This window comes from Rhodococcus sp. PSi06 (assembly GCF_054960675.1).
Map to the genome: position 1 here is coordinate 332,551 of NZ_JBHNYO010000002.1, position 21,872 is coordinate 354,422.

A 21,872-nucleotide genomic window follows, 5' to 3' on the forward strand; every position below is an offset into this window, starting at 1 on the left:
GGTGACCACTGCATCGAGCCGGCACACACGCGTTGCAGTGGTGACGGGTGCAGGGAGTCCCTCCGGAATCGGGTTCGCCTCCGCCCTGGCGTTGGCTCCGACGCACTCGCTACTGATCGCGGCGACGACGCGTCGCATCGACGAGCGCGTCGCCGAGTTGGCGGCTGTCGGTGCCGACGTGGTCGGCTTCATCGGCGATCTCACCGACTCACGGACCGCAGATCGTCTCGTTCACGCCGCCGTCGACCAGTTCGGCCGACTCGACGTCCTCATCAACAGTGCAGGCATGACCTCCACGACGAGCAGCGAAGAACAAGCACCCGCCGATCTCACATCCGATGATCAGTGGCACGCCGGGATCTCCCGAAACCTCGACACGAACTTCTTCGTGACTCGAGCCGCATTGAAACCTATGGTGCAGCAGGGTTTCGGGAGGATCGTGAACATCGGTTCCATTTCGGGATCGGTGATGGCCTACCGCGGCGAGGCGGCCTATCACGCGGCCAAGGCTGCCCTCGTCGGGCTGACGCGATCCGTGGCGATCGACAATGCCCATCGAGGTATCACGGCGAATGTCGTTGCCCCCGGCTGGATCGCAACGGGCTCGGCTACCGAACACGAGAGCGCGATGGGGGCTGCCACCCCGCTGGGTCGCTCGGGTCGACCCGAGGAGGTTGCGGCACTCGTGGCATTCCTCGCATCCGCATCGGCGTCCTACATCACCGGGCAGGTCTTCGTCGTCGACGGTGGTAATTCGATCGCAGAAGAGCGCGGTCTGCGGGATACGATCGCGCTCTAGTGGTTGGTCATGATTGCCGGCTGTCGAAGTCGTTCCTGTGTTTTCGAATCTCGTCGGTATGCGCTGATGCCCACATCGCCAGACCCAGGACATGCTCGAGAAGCGAGACGCCGAGGTGTGTCAGGGCATATTCGACGCGCAGCGGCACCTCCGGATACACGGTGCGTGTGAGCAGGCCGTCGCGCTCGAGGTGACGCAGCGTGAGGGTGAGCATCCGCTGAGATATGCCAGGGACCGCGCGCTGCAACTCCTTGTAGCGCATCGGCGCGTCACGAAGCACGGCGATCACGAGAATGCCCCACTTGTCTCCGACACGATCGAGAATTCCGCGGATCAATGCCGCATCCTCACCCCATCCCTCGCACGGGCCGGGCACCACAGTGTCGAGGTCGACGGTGCCGAACTTGCTGGCCGCCATGGCGCTCCTCACGAACATAAATGTGCCCTCTTGTGCCGCGGATACGGCACACAGAGGATGGGGTGACACACAAATAGTAACCGAGCAGGAGTGAGCCCATGTCGTTGATCGCCATAGTCGGCGCCGGCCCCGGAATGGGGTTGGAAATCGCCCGCGTTTTCGGGCGCACAGGTTTCGCCGTCGCACTCGTCGCCCGAAATCAGGCGAAGTTGAATTCCCTGACCGAACAGCTCGAAAGCGAGGGGATCGACGCGCACGGATTCACCGCAGACGTACTCGACGCGGACTCGATCACGACGGCCTTCACCCAGATCCGCACCACACTCGGCACGGTCGACGTTCTCGAATTCTCGGCATCCGACGCAACCCTGCCTGCTGTCGGCGTCCTCGACATCACACCGGCAAACCTTCAGCCGCAGCTCGACTTCTACTTCAGCGCAATACATGTCGTGAAACAGGTCGTCGACGACATGATCGCCGCGAAAGCCGGCACCATCATCGTCACCACCGGCGGCGGATCGGTCGAGCCGGTGCCCTTTCTCGCCAACATCAACATCGCGTCGGCCGGCCTGCGCAATTGGGTTCTGAATTTGCACAACGTACTCGCCGAACACGGTGTGTACGCAGCACATCTGGCCGTCAGCGCATGGATCGGATCCGGGCAACCCGGCACCTCGGCCGCCGAGATCGCTCCCACGTACCTCGAATTGCACGAAACGCGGTCCGATGCCGACCCCCGCTACCCTGCCGCACTCGCCTGACGGACATATCCGACCCAGAACAATCGAAGGAGATACCCATGACCCCATCGCACGATGACCGTGTTGCAGTAGTCACCGGCGCAGCGCAGGGATTCGGACAGGCCATCTGCCTCGGCCTGGCCGAGCGCGGCGCGCGGGTTGTCGCGATAGATCTTGCGGAACCGACAGAAACCCTTTCCCTCATCGAGAAAGCCGGGGGGAAGGCGACCGGCCTGATCGTCGACGTCGCCGACCCGGAGCAGACGCAGCAGGTCGAGCATGAGGTCCGCAGCCGGTACGGCCGCTGCGACATCCTGGTCAACAACGTCGGTGTCTATCCCTCCATCCATATGGACGACATGACCTACGAGACCTGGCGCAAGGTTCTGACCATCAACCTCGACTCGCAATTCCTGATGACTCAGGCCGTCTTACCGATGATGAAAGAAGGTGGCTGGGGGCGGATCGTCAACCTCACCTCCAACTCGATCGGTATGACGCCTCCCGGAATGACCGCCTACTTTGCCAGCAAAATGGGAGCCATCGGGTTCACCCGCGGTCTCGCCAACGATCTGGCTCCCTACGGCATCACCGCAAATGCTGTAGGCGCGACGCTCTCACGCACACCAGGAGCAGAGTCTTCGTCATTGCCACTGGAACAGGCCGCTGCCATGCAGGCCATCAAGAAGGTCGGCGAACCCGAGGACGTCGTGGGCACAGTCCTCTTCCTCACCGGTCCCGACTCCTACTTCGTGACCGGCCAGACGATCATGGCCGACGGTGGGCTGATCAGGTTGTGACACGCTGCAGTTCATCCCATCGTCACCACGATGGTCATCGCGACGGAGAAGACAACGGTCGGCAGGGCCATGCCCGCAAGAAACCCGAGACCGAAGTGACGTCCACCTGAAGTGAAGGCCAGCACGCTCTTGACCAGAAGGTTGGATCCGAGCGCAGCGGCGATTGCCTGCAGCGCGCTGTCGACTGTGATGGTGCCTTTCGCCGCAAGGCTCGCAGCACCGAGAGCACCGGCGTGAGCATCGGCGAGACCCGCGGCAGCAGCGGCGAGCACCGCTCCTCGCGAGCCCAGCACGTCAGCACCCCAGCGGCCGACAAACAGGGCGAAGACGAGAACAGCGGCCAAGACGAGTGCCGGCCGCAACGAGAACGGTCGCGCCGCGGTAAGCGGTTCGATGCCTCCGCGCATCACCTCCGCGTTGTGTGGAGCCACTGAGACATCGCGGTAGACAATGGCGGCAACTACGACGAGCACCACGGCTCCCGCCACCACCGGGGGCCACAGTCGTCGAAGCACCTCTGGCTCGACGAACCCGATGACGACGAGCAACTGTATGAAGGTGGCAAGGCTGGCAACGAGCGCACCGGCGAGCGGTGCCCGTATTCCGTCGGCCGTCCGGCTCAGCCTTCCCATCGATGCAGTTGTCGCACTTGCGGATACGAATCCGCCGGCCAGCCCCGTGACGAGTAGACCGCGCTGGGGCCCAAGAGTCCGGACGCCGATGTACCCGATCCATCCGATACCGGTGAGCAGAACGACGAGGAGCCATACCTTGGCCGGGTTGAGTACGCCGTATAATCCGATTCCGCGATCAGGTAACAACGGCAGGATAACAAACGCCGCCACGAGGAACTTGATGGCGTCTTCGAGTTCGATCTCGCTGACCATCTGACGGGCGAAGCGATGAATGCGACACTTCGACGCCAGCAGTCCGGCCACGATCACGGAAAGGGCGACGGCTACCGACGGGTCGGTATAGCCGAGCGCGCCGACCAGATAGGCCACCAGCGCGGCGATCTCGGTAGTGGTCCCCGGGTCCTGCTCGCTGGTGCGGAGATAACCAAGCGCCATGAGCAGCCCGACGACGACGATGCCGGCTGAGACTGCCCAGGTGTCGAAGCCGGCGGCAACGGCTCCGGCAAGAGACAGCAGCGCGAACGAACGCGACCCGGCCACAAGCGTGCGGATGTGGCTGCGCTCGCGCTCGAACCCGAGCAGCAGCCCGATGGCAAGCGCCACCAGGAAGGGCTCGACGTCCATCCAGCTCACGATAGTTCCACCGATCGCGTTCTGCCGGAACGGATTTGCCGCACCGTCAACGCACTACCGCTGTGATCCGACGTGTCCGTCACGACGTCAGCTCTCGGCGTCACAGTTGGTCACAATCCCATTGTCGTGACAGCACAGTCGAGGAGACAGGGCGAAAGGTCCCTGATACGTAGGACTCACGTCACTCACGGAACCTGCTCGACATGGGAGCCAAGGGCCGCGAGGGTGCCCGCGGGACGTCTCCATTTCTACGTACTCCGACCGCCTCGCGCGGTACGGTGACCGCGGGGATCGGTACGGCTGGAAAACGATATCGGGGGATCATGACTCTGTTCGGTGTGCTCGATCGCGTACTGACTCGACGACTGCCCCTGGAGCCTCCGGACGATCCCCATGCCGCGATCCTTCCCACCCCGATCGACAACGACGCCTTCTTCCTCACCCCTCCCGGCATCGAGGACCTCGCACCCGGTGCGGTGATCCGGCAGCGCACGACTCGAGGTCTGGTGCCCCGGCCGCGAACCGCCCTGCATCAGTTCATGGTGCGATCGACCGACGCGCGAGGTCTCCCCGCCGGCGTCACTGCCTCGCTGCTGATCCCGAGGCGGCCGTGGACCGGGCGCGGACCGCGGCCCGTCGTCGCCCACAACGTCGCCATCGATTCCCTCGGAGCCAAGAGCACGCCGTCGTACCGGCTCGTGCACGGTGTCGGTGCCGACCTCCCACCGGTGATGCCGCTCTGGCTCGCCCGCGGCTACGCCGTCCTCGTCGCCGATCACCAAGGCCCACGAATGTCGTACTCCGAAGGCACGATGGCCGGGCACGCCGTCCTGGACTCACTCCGCGGGATGACGATCGTCGCCCCTGAGCTCACCGACAGCCCGGTAGTGGCCTACGGCTACAGCGGCGGCGCGATCGCCACCACGTGGACAGCGCAACTGCAGCCGAGGTACGCGCCGGACGTGAGATTGGTGGGTGCCGTCTCCGGTGGAACGCCCACCGACTTCACGATGCTGCTCGACACCATGAACGGCACCGTCGCGGCCGGTCTGCTGGGCGCGGCGAGCATAGGTCTCGCGCGTGAGCACCCCGAGATGGTGGAGTTGTTCGGCCCTAAGGCGTTGCTGTTGGCGTCCTGGGTGAAGGACATGTCCGTCTTCCCCCTGGCCTTGGGCGGGCTGGTACGCATGCGACTCGAGGACTTCGCGTCCGAGCCCAACCCGTTCGACTCCGACATCGCACGGCGGGTGATAGCCGCGAACCGTCCCGGTGCCGACGCGCCGGCGGCACCGGTCGCGTTCTTCCACGGTTCCGCGAGCAAGATGATCGGCGATCGCTTCATCCCCGAGGCCGGCGTGACTGCCCTGATCGAGCAGTGGCGCAGCAAGGGTGCCGACGTGCACTACGAGCCCGTGGCGGGCGACCACTTCATCGGCGCCATGAGCGGCCTGCCGTTCGTGTTGCGCTGGACGGCAGGGCAATTCGCGGCCAACGGTTCTGGCTAGCTCGCGCCATCTCGCTCGAACTCGGGAGGAACCCGACCTTACGGTGCCGCCCATCGCTCGTCGTCACGCGTGCCTCCATCGAGTACCGGCTATGTAGGGTCCCGGCCTTCGAACCGACACTGCAGTCTGCCCGGGCACCTCCCGCCCAGCTCATGCACAGTGACGTGCACCAACAAAAGTTTCAGCGGTGAATTGGCAACGAGATGTGACATCGTGCGAGATCGACCGCCACATGCCGCCGACAGCTGTATCAGTCGGCGCAGGGCATCGCGGTCAGTCCTTGCTGAGAATGGTGATCACGCAGGCGGCCGCCTCCGGATGGGTATAACCTCCTGCGTTCTCGGCGAGTCCGCGGCGGGCACCGTGAACCTGTCGGTCGCCGGCGCGGCCGCGCAACTGAGTGACCAGTTCGACTATCTGGGCCGCGCCGGTGGCGCCCACTGGGTGTCCCTTCGACACGAGACCGCCACTGGTGTTGACCGGGAGATCTCCGCCGAGAGCGGTCGCCCCGCTTCGGGCCAGCTTCGGACCCTCGCCGCGTTCGCACAACCCGAGTTCCTCGCACACGATGAGCTCGTTGGGTGACGCTGCGTCGTGCAGCTCCACGATGTCGAGCTCGTCCGGTCCGAACCCGGCGCTCTCGTACGCGGCTTCGGCGGTACGACGTTCCAGAGTGGTGGCACCCCCGCCGGGAATGCCGGTGAGCAGTGTGGATGCTCGAACTCGAACGGCGTCAGGGGACGGCGTATCGGCGGTCGCCCGCACCACGAGCGCCGCGGCGCCGTCGGCCACGGGCGAACACATCAGCATCGTCAACGGATCAGCGATCAACCGGCTCGCCAGCACCTCCTCGGGGGTGCGCACCGTGCGGTACTGCGCATACGGGTTCAAGGCGGCGTGAGCGGAGTTCTTGGCCGCGATCATCGCGAAGTCGTGCGCGGTGGCTCCCGTCGCCGCCATGTAGTCCCGGGTCTCCTGGGCGTAGACCTCCATGAAGAACGACTCGGCGGCATCGTCGCGGCCGGTCAGTTCTCGGCTGTAGTGCTCGAGGCGCTCGATGTCCGCAGCAGACGCGAGAGCGTCGAGCGCCGCGCGGGTGCCGCGACCGCTCATCTTCTCGTTGCTGATGACCAGGACGGTGCGATACATCCCCGACAAGATCGCCGACTGCGCCATATGAAGCGCCGTAGAGCTGCTCGCGCAAGCGTTCTCGACGTTCACCAAGGGCTTGCCCACCAGAGCGGTGTCAGACGTGACCACCTGACCGCGAGCCATCTCCTGCCCGGTCAAGAGTCCACCGACGGCATTGGCGTGGATGATCAGATCGACGTCGGCCTCGTTGATCTCGGCGTCACGTAGCGCCTCGGCGATCGCCGGCGCCGCCAGGTCACGCAGCGACCGGTCGGGGAACTTCCCGAACGGTGTGATCCCCACTCCGACAATGCTCACCGTGTCCACAGTGCTCACCAGTTCCACAGTGCTCGCCAGTTCCACAGTGCTCACCGGGTCCATGTCCCGTCTCCGAATCGCATGGTCAGATCTTCGACCCGTGCGTGGTCAACGCTGTGACCTCGATGTTGATGTAGTTGAACAGTGGTAGACCCCAAAGCAACTGGTGCAGTTCGTCACTGGAGTCGACCTCGAAGATGCAGCAGTTCGAGTGCTGTCCGACCACGCGCCACAGGTCGCGCAGCTTGCCGTCTCGTTGCAGCTGCTGAGCGTAGGCCTTCTCGCGTGCGCCGAGGTCTGCTCGGAGCGTGGGGTCCATATCGTTCGGTATGACTGCTTCCATCTGTACGAGGAAGAACATGAACTATCTGCTTTCTGTCGATGATCGGGAGGGTGCGATGTCGGTGGGCACGGTCGGTCGACCGCGCCCCATGTCAGAAGCGCCCCTGCAACTTTCGGTGGTCCCAACTGACAATGCGGGTCGGGTAGAAACGCAGGCCCACCCGTTTGGGCACCTGCATCGCGACGAATTCGGTGCGGTCATCCTCGACGGGATCGATCGGCAGTACGTCCGGGAATCTGCCGGTGACCTCCATTCCGATCGAGGTGACGAGATCACTGTCGTCGATGATCTCGACGTCGCACTCCATGCTCACCCCACGCAACTCCCCGTAGGCGACACCGGACTCGACTTGGATGGTGGCCGTGGAACGGGATCGTAGGTTTCGGACCTTTTGCGATGCCCCGTAGGTCCAACTGCTCACGCGCGTGGGCATTTCGGACACGTACCAGATAGGGGCCAGGTGAATACGCCCGGTCGACCCGATGCTGGCGCAGGTCATGACGAAGCCCTCGGCGAGGAAGTCTGCTACCTCGTTGTCGCTCATCCGAATCATGTCTCGGCGAGACATCAGTTGCTCCTGGCGTTGTGGTGTGTGGAATGTAAGAGCAGTGGCGATGCCGGGGCAGCGGAACGGCTGAGAGAGATCGTCGACGATGCGCCGATCTCTCTCAGCCGCAATGGTTCCCGGCTAGGGGTGACCCCGGCGGTTTCCCGCCGGAGCCGGACGTGCCGGGCTCAGACCGGCGCCTGGGGCGGCAAGCCGAGGAGGATCTCGCCGTATGTCTCCGCCGCGCGACCCATGTCGAGCGTGGCGTGCGTACTCATCAGGTTGATGTCGCGCAAGTTCCGCTGCAGGGGCGACTCGAACCGGTAGGCGTTGGCGCCCGCCGTCGCAACCAGCTCGTTGACCCCGGCGCGGCAGAAGTCGGTGATCATCCCGCCCTGTGCCTTCATCCGTCCGCGGGTCAGGGGATCGCGCAGCGTCTCGAGATCGGCCGTGTCGAGGAAGTCGATGAAGCCGTCCAGCATCGAATCCGCCAGCGCCACCCCGGCGTCGCCCTTGCCCACCACGATCCGTGTCGTCTGCTTGCTGTCGGCGCGCGCACCGGTATTCATGACGCGGTTCTTGGTGACTCGCTTGAACTCTTCGGCGGCACTGGCGTAGGTGCCGACTGCCACGGGGAGGATCTCGCCGACGATGAACGGGAACACGGGCATCGAGTACAGCGGGTTGGAGTGCAGAGCTGAACCGGGGGTGGTTCCCTCCATGACCTGGGCGGCGTCCACCGTGTGATAGTCCGGGACGAATACGTCATCGATCGCGATGTCGTGGCTTGTCGTCCCGCGCAACCCGGCGATGTCCCAGTTGTCGATGACGGTCACGTCGGACCTGGGCGTGAGGAAGAACTTCAGTGACGGCGGCTTCCCGTCCTCCATGACCAACCCGCCGCTCAGGAAGTACTCGGCCCACTGCGTCCCGGAGTTCCAGGAGCTACGGCCCTTGGCTATGTAACCGCCCTTGGTGGGCGTGAGGGAGAACGACGGGGCGAATGTGCCAGGGGACAGCGCGAAGGAACGCTTTGCGAACACCTCGTCCTGCGAGCGCTCCGGGAAGAGCGCGTGCAGCCAGTTGTGCCCGATGAAGAACGCCAACACCCAGGCGGTCGAGGTGCAGCTCGGGGCGATGGTCCGAACCACCTTGGACATGGTGTCGATGTCGAGCTCGTAGCCGCCGTAGCGCTTGGGTACCAACATCTTCATGAATCCGGCATCGGTGAACGCCTCGATGACGGTCGGCGAGACGGAGCCACGCCGGTCTGTCTCGGCAGCCTCGCCGGCCACCAGTTCGGTGAGGTCATGTGCCCTCCCGATGAGTTCGGCCTTGACGTCTGCGTCGCTGAGTGTCTGGAGAGTCATGGGTCAGTGCTTCTTCCTTGGTCGGGTAGGACTGCTGATTCTGGTCGTGTGTGCGGAACTCAGGGCCTCGGTGGGCCACTCGGGTGAAGTCCTCTGTGATGGCGGACTGTTGCCTTTATGTCTATCGCGGTGTTACCTAGGTCACGACTGGCCGCGAGCACACACCGCCCCGTGTGGATTGGCTCACAGCCCAGAAGACGGCGAGAAGCCGTTACGGGGATCGATTTGAAGCGGAGGATGATCGAGTGCATTGGGCGAACAAGCTTTCCAGTAGTCGCTCCGACGGCAACGAGCCCGTGTGGTTGGGTTCTGATGCCGAGCGGATTCGGGCGGCATGGGGGTCGGGCGCGGTCATGTGGGCCGCGGAGGTGGGTGAGTCGCTCATCGCGGAGTCGGCCAGTCTCGAACTCACGCTCTTCAACGGCAGTGGGTCGATCGTCGACGCGTTGCGTCGCGCGACGACGTCGACGACCATGCGTGTGTTGGCCATCGTCTCGGGCTGCGGAGAGCCGGACATGCCCGTGGTGAGCCCCGAAGCCGCCGAGGCGACGCGAGACTTGGCGCGTCGTGGGATGGAGGTCAGCGACTTCACCCGATGCATCCGATTCGGACATTCGGTCTTGGCCAGCGCGTTCTTCGACGCGGTGACCGACGCAGGGCCACAGCCGGATGAAAACGGCGAACTCCGTCGCGTCTCGGCGCTCGTCTTCAAGTTGATCGACGAGTTCCTCGTGGAGACGACCCCGATCTTTCTCGAGGAGCGGAGCGCCTGGGGTGCAAGTAAGTCCGCCGCCCAAGTGGAGCTGGTGAAGAAGATCCTCCAGGGTGATCCGGTCGACACCACCCATGCCGAGCGAGTGTTCAACTATCCGTTGTCCGGAGCGCACCTGGCGGTCATCGCGTGGAGCGCGAACCCCGGAGATCACACTGCGCACGGCCTGCGCGCCACGATCGGTCCGGTGCTGGAGAGCTGGGGAACCCCCCGTTCGTCGCTGGTGGTCCCGGTGGGATCGAATGCGTTGTGGGCGTGGGGGACATTCGCCCCGAAGGGCTACAACGAGCGAGTCACCACCTTGCCGCAGTTCGATGGCACCCACCTCGCGGTGGGACAGATCGGCGTGGGGCTCGACGGGTTTCGCCGAACCCATCTCGAAGCTCGTGCCGTGGAACGTCTGATCCGCCACGGTTCCCGTCAGCCGCCCCCGACCATGGCTCACCACGACGTCGATCTGGACGTACTCTTGCTGGCAGATCCAGAAGCGGCGCGGTGCTTCGTCGCTCGTCACCTCGGGCCGCTCGGGGCCGACGACCCGCGCATGGCCGAGCTGCGAGCCACGCTGCGCCTATACCTGGACATGGACCGGAGTCTTGCGAAGGTGTCTGCGGCCGAACATATCTCACGCAACACGGTCACCTACCGCGTCCAGCAGGCATTCGCCTTGTGTGCCCACGACAACGACACGCCCACCACCAAGATCCGGGCGGCACTCACGATCGCCCAGTCGCTGCTCGGCACGCCCGCGCCGGCTCACTGACAACGACGACGCGAGAGCCTTCAGGGCCGGCTCCTATGTAGGAGCCGGCCCTGAAGGCTCTCGCGTGGAACTTGGGTCAGCTCTCGGCACCGTTCGGGCCGGGATGTTCGCTGAACTGTTCCCGTAGTCGGCGCCGGAGCACCTTGCCCCGAGAACTCTTGGGTAGTTCGTCGACGAACTCGACCCGTTTGGGGCATTTGTATCCCGCGAGCTGCGCGCGAACAGCCGCGATGACGTCTGCGGCCGTGAGATTCTCGGCCGTCCTGTCGGCGACCACCACGGCGGTCACCGCCTCGCCCCACTGCTCGTCGGGGAGTCCGACGACCGCTACCTCCGACACCCCGGGGACAGTGTCGATGACGTTCTCGACCTCGGTGGGGTAGACGTTGAACCCACCGGTGACGATCATGTCCTTCTTGCGGTCGACCATGTAGAGGTAGCCGTCCTCGTCGAACTGACCTACGTCGCCGGTGTAGAACCAGCCGTCGTCGTCGAAGACCGCGGCGGTCAGGTCGGGGCGACCCCAGTAGCCATGCATCCGCACGTCGGCGCGCAGCGCGATCTCGCCGCGCGACCCCGTGGGGACGTCATGTCGATCGTCGTCCACCAGTCGGACCTCCACTGCTGCCACTGGACGACCCGCTGAACGGAGTCGTTGCGGCGCAGGACCATCGGGGTCGAAGATGTGCGCCCTTCTGGGCAACACCGTCACAGGCATCGGGTTCTCGGTGAGGCCGTACACCTGTACGAGGACGTTTCCGAAGGTCTCGATCGCCGCTGTGAGCTGGCTCAGAGCGATGCTGGACGCGCCGTAGATCATGTATTCCAGCGACGACACGTCGATGCCGAGGGTTCGAGCGGTGTTGGTGAGTGTGGCCAGCATCGTCGGCACCAGGACCGTGTGGGTGACGTGATGCTCGGCCACGGTGCGTAGGAGCTGTTCGGCGTCGAAGTTCGGTAACAACACCTGTGTGCCACCGCGGTAGAGCGATGCGAACGCCAGACAACCACTGAAGTGACCGAGCGGCGCCGAGTGCAGAAGCACATCGGTCTCGTCCAGACTGCAGATCTCGGCCAGGACGTTGCGCGTGAAGCCCACGATCGAGCCCTGGGTCAGGGTCGATCCCTTCGGTTCCCCGGTCGTCCCCGAGCTGTAGATGAGCCACCCGTCGGTGCCGGCAGTCGGCGTGGCCTCCGGCGGTGTCGCCGACGCGGCCTGCAGAAGGTCGTCCCAGCTGGTGTGGTCTGTGCTGTTCCCGATGACGACGATCTTCTCGAGCGTGGGGATCTTTGCGGCAACGGTCTCGAAGCGTTCGAGGTAGCTCTCCTCGACGATCACCACCCGTATGGAGGCGCTGGCGAAGATTCCGATGAGCTCGTTGGGATGTAGCCGCGGCGTCTCGGCGCAGCGCACGTATCCCCCCATCAGACAGGCGAAGTCGACCTCGAGGAATTCGATGATGTTGCCGGCGACCAGCCCGACCGGCTCACCGGGACGGACCCCGAGCGCGTCGAGAGCGTTGACGGCACGGTGGATACGGTCGCCGAACTCGGCGTACGTCACACGTCGATCACCCTGAATCAGCGCCGTCTTGTGGCGATGATTGACCAGGGCTCTCTGGATCAGGTCGGCAGCGGTGACCCGCGACGGGTAGACGGTCGTCTCGGCCGGGGCGAGGGTCGTCATTGCGATGAACACCTTCCCCTCGACGGGAGCGGAAAGGAGGAATCGTGGCGGATCATGCGGCAGCGGGTTCGCTCAAAGCTGTCACGACGTCGTCGATTGCGACGATCTCCGCGAGCATGCCCAGCGTCTGCAGAGCGAACTGATGCGTCTCCTCGTTGAGCGCCGAGCAGGCCTCCGGCACGACGATCATCCGGTAACCGAGGGATGCTGCGGCAAACGCTGTCGACAGGACGGCCATGTTCGTGGCCACCCCACACATCACGAGCGTCTTCGTCCCGCGCCGCTGAAGGACGTCGTGCAGGTCACTTCCGACGAACGGGTTGGGATTCTGGTGTGTCACCACCACCTCGCTGGCGACGCGGGCCAGGCCGTCGACGAACTCCGCGCCGGGCTCGCCGTCGATCAACGCGTTCATGTCCAGGGTGCCCTGGGTGAGAGGGAGGTTGAGCAACATGTTGGAGCGGTCGGGACGGGAGGCGACGCGGACCAGGATCGGAAGGACGGAGGCCGCATCGGCCGCCTGGAGCAATTTGCTCGCCTCGCCGACGACGTTCCGTCGGGTTGCCTCGCCGCCCATCATTGCGCCCAGGGCCTGCTGGTTGACGATGATGTCGTTCTGGAGATGCAGGACCACTACCGCTGTCTCGGTGGGGTTCAGGTTCATGTGATCACTTTCTGGTGTCGGGTTGGTTGTCGAGCTCGTGAAGCTGCGGCCTCTCAGAGCTGCAGTAGGTCGCGTTCCTGCAGCCACTCACTGATCACGCCGACCGCATCGCGCATGTGATCGTCCTGGCCCATGTAGTAGTGGTTGGCACCCGAGATGACGTGCGCGGTCTTGTCGCTGCTGGCGCACGCGTCGAACAGTTGCTGGGTGTGTGGCTGTGGCACGGCATTGTCGGCGCTGTTCTCGATCGCGAGGAGCGGGACGTGGATGTTGCGCGCAGCCACATGGGCACGGGCATTGGTGTCCTCGGGCGACCACTGGGACAACCACCCTCGCAGGGTCGAGCAGCGAGCGAGGCCGGCAGGACTGATGTTGGCGAGTTCGGGCTTGCCCATGAACGACATCCCGGGCTCGCGATCGTTGGGATCGATGGTGATGTCGAGGAAACGGGGGTCGGCCAGCGTGCGATGGGTGAGGATCACGCGTTCGGACTCGCCGTCACCGTGGTTGCGTAGATGTTCCAGGAGTTCCTTGACGTAGGTGGTGCGGCGATCGATGCGCGCCACTTGCTGAGACCGGAAGTGCTCCAGAAAGTCCTGCGAGTAGGGCGGCTGGTTGGGGTTGCGAGGGTCGTAGAGGTCGAGTTCGGTGTCACGGATCTCGGGGTTCGACTCGTCGAGGACAGACGGGTCGATGAAATCGCGCAACATGTCGGCGCGTCCCAAATGCGCTGCCTGGAAGATGAACGCATCGCCAGGGATCAGACCCGCGAGGTCCACCGGATCTCCTGCCGGCGTGGTCGTGATGGTGTGGTTCTCGGCTTGCGACTGGTACAGCGCGGTCAACGAGCCACCACCCGACCACCCGACGAGTACGACTTTGTCGTACTCCCAGACCTCCTTGGCGTGGCGTACGAAGGCGCCGTAGTCCACGATCACCTTCTCCATGATCAGCGGAGTGTCGTTGCGTGCGTAGCGACTCTCTGCGCACAGGACGTGAATCCCTGTCGCAGCCATCACGCGGGGCAGCGGGATGCGTCTGATCGAACCCGTCGGATGCATGAAGACCAGCAGTGTCGTCGACGGCTTTCCTTTCGGACGCATCCGTACGCCGTCGAGCACAACACTGTCCGGTGCCGAGAATCCGTAGACCTCGCGCAGAACGGTCACCTCGGTGTGCGACACGTTCACGAAGTCGATGTCGACCTCGTATTTCTCCACTACAGGCACCTGTCAGACCCCGTCATCGAAGCGGCCGACAACGGGGGCTCCGGGCTCGAACCGCTTGGTGAACCCGTCCCACTGCTTGGCGTGCGCCACCTTCGCCAGCCCTGTCTCCGCGAATTGAGTTGTCTGCATGGGGAATCGAGACTCGATCAGCAGGATCTTCTGGGTGTCGATCTTCATCGGCAATGCCGGTGCTTCTCGCCCCATTTCCCAGAGCTGGGTTCCCGGGCCGTGAGGCGTCCAGTTGTTGTTCAAGATGCTACTGCCGGCTCCGAGTTCCTTACCCGCGAAATCGCCGTCGATGAAGACGCTGAACTCGACGACGCAGTTGCGGTGGTATCCCGGCGGCCGGAAGGTCCCCTCGGCAACCAACCAACGGGGGGTCAACGCCATCACGTCGAAGTTGGGTCCGAGGATCGGATCGGAAGGAGAGCTCAACAGCGCGAAGATGGACGGATCCGGGTGGTCCACGGCAGTCGGCCCCATCGAGACGAAGCGATCCAGGTCGTACTTGTAGGGGTAGAGGTTGCCTCTCCAGGCGACGACATCGAGCGGCGAGTGGTCAAGCGCCGCCGACCACAGGTTGCCGGCGTACTTGTGGACCATCTGCACCGGACGCTCCTCGTCCTCGAAGGCCGCCACCGGGATCTCGAAGTCGCTGACGTTGGCCAGCGCATTCGTGCCCAGCAGTCCGAGCTCGGGCAGACGCAACGACAGCCCGAAGTTCTCGAAGACGAACCCCTGCGCTCTGTCCTCGTGCAGTTCGACCCGGAACTTGATCCCCCTGGGCACCACCGCGATCTCGCCCATGCCCACATCGAGCTTGCCCATCTCGGTGAACACCCGGATACGCCCGGTCTGGGGGACGATCATCATTTCCCCGTCGGCGTTGGAGAACACCCTGTCGCGCATCGACTGGTTGGCCGAATAGACGTGAACAGCCATGCCCGACTGCGACTCCGGCGATCCGTTGCCGCAGAGCGTGGCGAGGCTGTCGACGAAATCGCCGTTCGGGGTCATGGAGCTGACGGGGCCCCAGGCGGTGCTGTTGGGTGAGGGCGGCAGGTCGAACGGCGGCGTGAGCAGATTGCCGTTGTCCATGCGCTCGAAGGTCCCGTGTGAGGCCGAGGGGCGGATGCGGAAGCTGTAGGAACGCCGGTTCGACGCACGCGGAGCGGTGAAGGTGGTGCCGGAGATCAGCTCGCTCACCAGTCCGTGAGCAACCTTCTGCGGACTGTTCTGTCCCAGTGGCAGCGCGCCCGGCAGTGCCTCGGTCTCGAGCTCGTTGCCGAGACCGGTCTGGTAGGTCAGTGTGGTGGGGGCCGTGGTGTCGAAGTGCGATGCGGTGTCGGTCCGCTCGGCGATGTCGGTCATCAAAATCTCCTCGGGGATAGGCCGCTCACCGGCACCACAGGACTGTGAGTGTCAGGCCCATCGGATGTGCGCCTGTGCGAGTGAGCAGCTCCACCAAAATTTATCGCCACTGTTACCTCCGTCACTAGTGGCTGTGAGCACACACCGTCTCGCGGTGACTGGCTCCTGAACCAGACGTGCTGGTGGACAGGCATTCCGGATGAAGGTCAGAAGAGAGCGGCAACGGGTCGATCGTCGACAGTCACCGTGCGGTCCACTCCGGCGGCCGCTTCTCCGCGAAGGCTCGCAGACCCTCTGCGTAGTCGGCGGTGACTTCGAGCGGCCCGAGTTGTGCCTCCGCGTACGCCCAGCGTTGCCCTTCATCGAGTTCGCGGCCGGCAACGATGGCCCGTCGGCTGGCGCGGACGGCCAGCGGCGCGTTCGCGCAGATGATTTCGGCCAGTTCGACGGCACCATCGACCGCGCTCCCCGTTGTCGCGATGCGATTGACCAACCCGAGGTCGAACAGGCGCTCTACGGAAATGGGTGTTCCCGTCAACGCGATTTCCAGTGCCACCTTCTCGCCGACGAGCCGCGGGAGTTCGGCCAGTGCTCCGCCGACGGCGAGCAACGACCGCGTCACCTCGGGCAGCAACACCGACACACCGGATCGGGCGACGATGAGATCCGCTGCGAGAGCCAGTTCCAATCCGCCGCCGAGTGCATTGCCGTCGAGCGCAGCGATCACCGACTTGTTTCGTTGTCGACGGACGAATCCGCCGAATCCACCGCGCTCGGTGACCAGTGGTGCCATGCCATGGGCGGCGACCTCCTTGAGATCGGCACCCGCGCAGAAGATGGGTGGCGTCGCCGCCAGCACGCCGACCCACAAGTCGTCGTCGGCCTCGAGCTGATCGATCGCTCGCTCGAGGCCGACCGCGACAGCATGGTTGATGGCGTTGCGTGCCTCGGGGCGGTCGATCGTCACCACGAGCACGCGGCCGCGTGTGCTGGTTCGAACGACGGGACGGTGTACTTCATCCGACATATTCACGACCTATCAGTTGACGTGCGATCACGAGCTTCCGAACCAGTTGTCCGAGAATCTGTTCGAACTGCTCATGCTGTTCGGTAGACAGAAAAGACTGAGGGAGAATACATTTGGTCACATCTAACAGCATGACGTGTACAGTCCGCTCAGGACAATAGGGAGACAAGATGCAAATTACAGGCAGCACAGTAGCTTTCGTGACAGGAGCGGCATCCGGCCTGGGTCTGGCCACCGCGCGAGCCCTTCTCGAGGCGGGTGCGTCCGTGGTCCTCGCCGATCGCGACGGCCCGGGTGTGCTCGCAGCCGAGTTCGGCGATCGGATCCTGGTCGCCGAATTGGATGTGAGCCAGCCTGATTCGGTGCAGGAGGCTGTAGAAAGGGCGAAGGAGCGTTTCGGTGCACTGCACGTGACCGTCAACGCCGCCGGCGTGGCACCCGGCGTTCTGACGCTGGGACGACGCGGAATGCACGATCTCGACCAGTTTCGAAAGACATTCGACGTCAACGTCATCGGTCTCTTCGACGTGTGTCGACGGACCGCTGATGTCATGCAACACAACGAGCCGGACGAGAACGGCGAGCGCGGAGTCATCATCAACGTCTCGTCGGGCGCTGCCTGGCAGGGCCAGCGTGGACAGGCTGCGTACTCCGGCAGCAAGGCTGCGGTGATCGGCATGATGCTGCCGATGGCCAAGGACCTCGCCGGGTACGGCATCCGTGTCACCTCGGTGGCACCGGGGCCCTTCGACACCGCGATGGCTGCCGGGTTCTCCGAGACGACGCGTAAAACGATGAACGAGATCCCCCTCCACCCGAAGAGGATGGGTCGGCCAGAGGAGTTCGCCGACTTGGCGCTGCACATCGTTCGCAATCCGTACCTGAACGCAACGACCATCGATCTCGACGGCGGCGCGCGCATCGTCTGAGGAAGTAAGCCAGTCGTCCTCACCCGGGCGTGACCGGGTGAGGACGACTGGCCGCCCGGCTCATCGCCAATGGCTACCACGCGGCCTCGAGGATCGAGAGGATGTCGTCCCGCGAGACGGGGCGCCTGCTCACCGCTACCGCAGGATCGCCCATGATGCGCTCGGCCACGGTCGGCAGCGCGTCGCGACGACCTCCGGCCGCCGAAATGGTGTCGGTCACGCCGAGACGGGTGACCAGGGAGCGAACGGCAGCGATTGCCCGGCGTGCGGCGTCGGCGTCGCCCTGATCGCGCGTGTCGCACCCCATGGCCTCGGCGATGCGCCGCAACTGGGGTCGGGTCAGTTCCTCGGTGAAGGCCATGACGTGCGGCAGCACGACGGCCGATGTCACCCCATGGGTCATGTCGAACTCGGCAGCCAGCTGGTGTCCGATCCCATGGGAAAGGCCGGTCCCGACTTCGGCCGCCGCGAAGATGGACATCCAGCTCCCGAGCAGACAGTCGGTTCGCGCCCGTCGGTCGAGGGGATTGTCCTTGCTGTGAACGAGATTGGCCGAAAGCAGCCGTAGCGCCTCGGCACCCAGAGCGTCGCCGATCGGCATGCTCCTGGTCGACAGGATGCCCTCGATGGCATGATCGATGGCCCGGATCCCCGAGGCCGCCCACAACCATGCTGGTGTGCGGGCGGCCACATCAGGGTCGAGGACCACAGCCACGGGTGTCAGACCTGGTGCCGAATACACACACTTCTCATGGGTGACCTCGTCGGTCACACCGGCCACGCCGGTGTGTTCTCCAGCAGACAAGGTGGTCGGGACCGCGAGATGTGGGATGAGCCGTCCAGGTATGTCCGGGATCTCGTGCACGTCGGGATAGGTGAAGCGAACCCGATATCGGTCGAAGTCCGCCGGCTCGGTGATCTCCGCGGCCAGACACATGGCGACGGCCTTGGCGCAGTCGATGGGGGTACCGCCGCCGACGCTGACCACGCTGTCGGCACCGACATCACGCGCCAGAGCTGCCGCCCGCAACACCGCCATCCGCGGAACGTGCTGCGGGGTATCGGAATACACCCCCACGAGCGCCCCGCCGAACTGCTCACGCAACGACTCTTCGACATCCGTTCCGGCCAGCGAGCCCGACATGATGGCCAGAGGTCGCCGACCCCCGTGTGCGCGCAGGATGTCGGCGATGCCACCGAATGCATCGTCGCCGTAGGTGACCGTGTCGACGCGGGTAGGGCTGAAAGTGCGTGCCATGTCTCAGCTCTCGACTCGAATGATGCTCAGCGGAGTTCCCGAGCTTTCATGGATCCTTCTCTCCGGGACGTGCCGGCTCAGTCTGTCCGTGTGCTGCCCGGGGAGAACCGCGCCGGCAGATCGACCATCTGCAAAGACTCGGAACCGGTGAAATGGTACTTCGCCGGCCGGGTCGGATCGACCAGCTCGATATCGGGTAGGCGGCGCAGCAGAACCTCGAGTGCTACGCGCATTTCCATTCTCGCGAGCGGCGCCCCGGGACACAGATGCGGACCGTGACCGAACGCCAGATGGCGCTGCCGCCCGCTGTGATCACGATCGATATCGAAGTCCAACGGATTGGGAAACACCTCCGGATCACGGTTCGCCGCGGTGTAACACAGGTAGACGTCCTCATCCTTCTGAATCGGAACACCATGGAGCTCGAGATCTTTGGTCGCCCGCCGGTAGAAACCGAATACCGGAGGCCGCAAACGAAGGGACTCCTCCACCGCAAGCGGGATCAGTTCAGGATCGTCGGTCAGACGCTGACGCACATCCGGTCGAGACAACACCTGATACAGCAGCGAAGACAGACCGGAAATCGTGGTCTCGAATCCAGGAGGAATCGGAGTCACCAACGCGATCGACAACTGCTGCCGATTCAGCGGCTGGCCGTCGATCGTGAAATCCGCGACTTTGTCGATGTATTCATCGCCTCCGAGCCCGCGCCGTTCCTCGATGATCTCGAGCATCAGGTCGAGAAAGTTCGATTGCAAACGCAGGAGCTCCACCGGGTCGCCGACACCCTTGAACAGAGCCTCCGAACGAGTGCGAAATTCTCCGCTGTACTTCTTGTCGACGCCCATCGCAATGCAAATCGCCCGCAATGGAATCTCGGTAGCGAACTCACTGACGAGATCGACTTCACCACTGCGCTCGAAACCATCGATCACATCGTTGACTTCGCCGATGATCGACTCTTCCAAGCGTGCCGGCGTCATCGCATTGGTCAGCTCCGAATAGATCTTGCGCCACGGAACGTGTGCGGGAGGATCGACATCCAACGGCGTCAGCGCCCCGGGAGGCGCGGCCGGACGAAAGCAACCGGGTGCGATCGAGTACGTGTGGTAGTCCTTCGACGCCTTCTTCACGTCGTCGTATTTGAGCAGAACATGGAAGCCGTCCACCTGGTCGCTGTGACCGACAGGACACCGCGATGCCGACTCCGCGATCATGTTGTCTGCAGCCTCTACCGAGCTGGTCCAGGTGTTGAACTCCTCGAGCGGATCAGGCGTCGAAGTAGTAGCAATCTCGTTGATCGTCATAGTCGTTTCCTCGGTGGTCGGGCGAACGGGAACGTAGGAGAATGCGGCCGGTCTATGACATGGCACACCATTTGTCTGGGCTCATTTATAGCGCGGTGTGACGGCTGCCACTCATGGCTTCGAGCACACACATGGAGGTTTCGACTGGCTCCGAAGCCAGGTGCGCAGCACGACGGTGTTGTCGGTCGAGGGGAAGGCGCTCGCCGGCCCAGACGCGGTCGAGTACTCGTCGTTGTCGCGAAAGCTGTTGTAACGCAGGGAACCGGAGACGCATCCACGGGTGGCCGGCCGAAAGTGGAGCAACGTGGCACCGCAGCCTCGACCCCCGTCTGCATAGGCGATTGGCCTACAGCCCTGAGGCCGGGATCGATTCTGTCTCGCGCGACAGTGCGACCATCCCAGCTTTCACGATCTACTTGTGTCTCAGGACACAATCGGTGGCAGGACGCAGCCCCGTCAGATCGATCCGGTCTCGAGCGCACGTCAGCCCGCGTGCGTCACACTCCCCCACGGTCAGGACGCCAAATGAACTCGCTACAGGATGATTTCAAGCAGGTAATGGCCCACGTCGCCACTCCGGTCGCGGTCGTAACCTCGCACATCGCTGGTCGCCCAGCCGGAGCCACCGTCAGCGCTTTCGCCTCGGTATCGATGTCACCGGCGATCATCCTCGTCGCCCTGGATCGCGGCTCGGAAACCCTTGAACTCGTCACTGCATCAGCACTTTTCGGCCTCAATGTCCTGGGTCGCGATCAGCACACCACGGCGATGAAATTTGCGGGCAAGGGAGGAGCAGCGAAATTCGACGGAACGCCGTGGACGCTCGACCACGACGTGCCGAGACTGGGCGGAACCGCCTCCTGGATCGCCTGCACCGTACGCGAACTCATCGATGGCGGCGATCATGTCGTTGCGCTGGGAAACGTCGTTCACGCACATCACCAGGGCGGCGAACCGCTGACCTATCACGGGCGTCGGTTCGGAACTCACTCGATGTTCGAGGACGTGTAAGAGCTCTGCCGCTCGCGACCGCAACTCCACTGTCATCGAGCTAGGTTCTCGAGCTGACACTCCACCCGCCGGACAGCACTTCGATCCATCTCCCCCGCGGCGTCCTGGCACGACGATTTTCAGTCGGATTTCGGGTGCGTCCGATCAATGGTGGATCCGACCTCGGTGTCGGCTGATTACCGTTCGGGGTGATCCGTCCTTAGAAGGTGATCGCGAACGCATTCAGCGCCGGCTTCTCATCGCCCATCGCGCCTTACCTTTCCCGGTGGGGTCCAGTGCCCGCGTGGCGAGATACAGACACTCGAGAGCCGCCCGCTCTGTCGGGAAGTGCCCACAGGCGTGCACAGCACGCCTGTGGCGGGCGTTGACCGACTCGATCGCACACGCCCTCGCAGACCACCCGGCTGATCTCCACGTCGTAGTCCAGGAAGGGCCGCGTTCTCGCTCCGCGCGTTGTTCGTCGTCGTGATGATCGCCGGATAAGGCTGACCCCACGTCGTCGCTCTTTTGCCTGAGCCAGGAGGTGCTCGGTCGACTGCTTCTGGTCCACCTCAACCGCCATGGGATCCAGTGTTTCGGTCATCATCGGTACTTCCCGCCGAGCTCGGCTCGGCG

20 protein-coding genes and 1 pseudogene are annotated in these 21,872 nt (G+C 64.1%); 7 read left to right on the forward strand and 14 right to left on the reverse strand.

Features of this window, described 5'->3' with window-relative positions:
- Position 1: 1 nt before the first annotated feature.
- Positions 2–799 (forward strand): SDR family NAD(P)-dependent oxidoreductase, encoded by a 798-nt coding sequence (locus tag ACFI9K_RS04005; protein ID WP_462662346.1) that lies wholly within the window; start codon positions 2–4, stop codon positions 797–799.
- Positions 800–806: 7 nt separating this feature from the next.
- On the opposite strand, the gene ACFI9K_RS04010 is transcribed toward ACFI9K_RS04005, so the two are convergent.
- Entirely contained in the window at positions 807–1,217 is a 411-nt protein-coding gene (locus tag ACFI9K_RS04010) for a winged helix-turn-helix transcriptional regulator (RefSeq protein ID WP_462662347.1), read from the reverse strand.
- Between the two features lie 98 nt (positions 1,218–1,315).
- On the opposite strand from ACFI9K_RS04010, the gene ACFI9K_RS04015 reads away from it, so the two are divergent.
- Both ACFI9K_RS04015 and ACFI9K_RS04020 read left to right on the forward strand, forming a co-directional pair.
- Positions 1,316–1,978 carry an SDR family NAD(P)-dependent oxidoreductase gene (locus tag ACFI9K_RS04015; protein ID WP_462662348.1) on the forward strand — a complete coding sequence of 221 codons (663 nt, stop codon included), beginning with the start codon at positions 1,316–1,318 and terminating at the stop codon, positions 1,976–1,978.
- Between the two features lie 38 nt (positions 1,979–2,016).
- A complete protein-coding gene (locus ACFI9K_RS04020) occupies positions 2,017–2,757 on the forward strand; it encodes an SDR family NAD(P)-dependent oxidoreductase (RefSeq protein WP_462662349.1) in 741 nt (246 codons plus the stop codon).
- 11 nt (positions 2,758–2,768) lie between these two features.
- Here the strand turns inward: ACFI9K_RS04020 and ACFI9K_RS04025 are convergent, their stop codons facing one another.
- On the reverse strand, positions 2,769–4,016 hold the full coding sequence (locus tag ACFI9K_RS04025; RefSeq protein ID WP_462662350.1) for an MgtC/SapB family protein: 1,248 nt from the start codon (positions 4,014–4,016) through the stop codon (positions 2,769–2,771).
- A 332-nt stretch (positions 4,017–4,348) separates the two neighbouring features.
- Between ACFI9K_RS04025 and ACFI9K_RS04030 the strand changes: the two genes are divergently transcribed.
- Entirely contained in the window at positions 4,349–5,530 is a 1,182-nt protein-coding gene (locus tag ACFI9K_RS04030; protein WP_462662351.1) for a lipase family protein, read from the forward strand.
- 273 nt (positions 5,531–5,803) lie between these two features.
- Here ACFI9K_RS04030 and ACFI9K_RS04035 read toward each other — a convergent pair whose 3' ends face one another.
- The 4 genes from ACFI9K_RS04035 to ACFI9K_RS04050 form a co-directional block, all read right to left on the reverse strand.
- Positions 5,804–6,997: a thiolase family protein gene (locus ACFI9K_RS04035; protein ID WP_462662352.1), complete on the reverse strand. Its 1,194-nt coding sequence runs from the start codon at positions 6,995–6,997 to the stop codon at positions 5,804–5,806.
- A 67-nt stretch (positions 6,998–7,064) separates the two neighbouring features.
- Positions 7,065–7,340 (reverse strand): muconolactone Delta-isomerase, encoded by a 276-nt coding sequence (locus ACFI9K_RS04040; RefSeq protein ID WP_283316776.1) that lies wholly within the window; start codon positions 7,338–7,340, stop codon positions 7,065–7,067.
- 73 nt (positions 7,341–7,413) lie between these two features.
- The gene (locus tag ACFI9K_RS04045; RefSeq protein ID WP_462662353.1) at positions 7,414–7,890 is read right to left on the reverse strand and encodes a pyridoxamine 5'-phosphate oxidase family protein; all 477 of its coding nucleotides are present in this window, start codon (positions 7,888–7,890) and stop codon (positions 7,414–7,416) included.
- Positions 7,891–8,057: 167 nt separating this feature from the next.
- Entirely contained in the window at positions 8,058–9,239 is a 1,182-nt protein-coding gene (locus ACFI9K_RS04050; protein WP_283316771.1) for an acyl-CoA dehydrogenase family protein, read from the reverse strand.
- 245 nt (positions 9,240–9,484) lie between these two features.
- On the opposite strand from ACFI9K_RS04050, the gene ACFI9K_RS04055 reads away from it, so the two are divergent.
- A complete protein-coding gene (locus ACFI9K_RS04055; protein WP_283316770.1) occupies positions 9,485–10,774 on the forward strand; it encodes a PucR family transcriptional regulator in 1,290 nt (429 codons plus the stop codon).
- Positions 10,775–10,850: 76 nt separating this feature from the next.
- Here ACFI9K_RS04055 and ACFI9K_RS04060 read toward each other — a convergent pair whose 3' ends face one another.
- From ACFI9K_RS04060 to ACFI9K_RS04080, 5 genes are all read right to left on the reverse strand, one after another.
- A complete protein-coding gene (locus ACFI9K_RS04060) occupies positions 10,851–12,461 on the reverse strand; it encodes a class I adenylate-forming enzyme family protein (RefSeq protein WP_283316769.1) in 1,611 nt (536 codons plus the stop codon).
- Positions 12,462–12,513: 52 nt separating this feature from the next.
- Positions 12,514–13,125, reverse strand: a complete 612-nt coding sequence (locus tag ACFI9K_RS04065) for a cysteine hydrolase family protein (RefSeq protein ID WP_283316767.1) — start codon at positions 13,123–13,125, stop codon at positions 12,514–12,516.
- A 53-nt stretch (positions 13,126–13,178) separates the two neighbouring features.
- The gene (locus ACFI9K_RS04070; protein WP_462662354.1) at positions 13,179–14,354 is read right to left on the reverse strand and encodes an alpha/beta hydrolase family protein; all 1,176 of its coding nucleotides are present in this window, start codon (positions 14,352–14,354) and stop codon (positions 13,179–13,181) included.
- Positions 14,355–14,357: 3 nt separating this feature from the next.
- Positions 14,358–15,725, reverse strand: coding sequence for a homogentisate 1,2-dioxygenase (locus tag ACFI9K_RS04075; protein ID WP_462662355.1), 1,368 nt, complete (start codon positions 15,723–15,725; stop codon positions 14,358–14,360).
- A 241-nt stretch (positions 15,726–15,966) separates the two neighbouring features.
- Positions 15,967–16,752 (reverse strand): enoyl-CoA hydratase-related protein, encoded by a 786-nt coding sequence (locus ACFI9K_RS04080; protein ID WP_462662356.1) that lies wholly within the window; start codon positions 16,750–16,752, stop codon positions 15,967–15,969.
- A 200-nt stretch (positions 16,753–16,952) separates the two neighbouring features.
- Here ACFI9K_RS04080 and ACFI9K_RS04085 point away from each other — a divergent pair, with 200 nt between their 5' ends.
- A complete protein-coding gene (locus ACFI9K_RS04085) occupies positions 16,953–17,681 on the forward strand; it encodes an SDR family oxidoreductase (protein ID WP_462662357.1) in 729 nt (242 codons plus the stop codon).
- A 73-nt stretch (positions 17,682–17,754) separates the two neighbouring features.
- Here the strand turns inward: ACFI9K_RS04085 and ACFI9K_RS04090 are convergent, their stop codons facing one another.
- Both ACFI9K_RS04090 and ACFI9K_RS04095 read right to left on the reverse strand, forming a co-directional pair.
- The gene (locus ACFI9K_RS04090) at positions 17,755–18,939 is read right to left on the reverse strand and encodes an iron-containing alcohol dehydrogenase (RefSeq protein ID WP_462662358.1); all 1,185 of its coding nucleotides are present in this window, start codon (positions 18,937–18,939) and stop codon (positions 17,755–17,757) included.
- A gap of 77 nt (positions 18,940–19,016) precedes the next feature.
- The gene (locus ACFI9K_RS04095) at positions 19,017–20,246 is read right to left on the reverse strand and encodes a cytochrome P450 (protein WP_462662359.1); all 1,230 of its coding nucleotides are present in this window, start codon (positions 20,244–20,246) and stop codon (positions 19,017–19,019) included.
- 525 nt (positions 20,247–20,771) lie between these two features.
- On the opposite strand from ACFI9K_RS04095, the gene ACFI9K_RS04100 reads away from it, so the two are divergent.
- On the forward strand, positions 20,772–21,257 hold the full coding sequence (locus ACFI9K_RS04100; protein WP_283316754.1) for a flavin reductase family protein: 486 nt from the start codon (positions 20,772–20,774) through the stop codon (positions 21,255–21,257).
- Between the two features lie 199 nt (positions 21,258–21,456).
- Here ACFI9K_RS04100 and ACFI9K_RS04105 read toward each other — a convergent pair.
- Positions 21,457–21,760, reverse strand: a pseudogene (locus ACFI9K_RS04105) (transposase); the annotation flags it as partial.
- Positions 21,761–21,872: the final 112 nt, after the last annotated feature.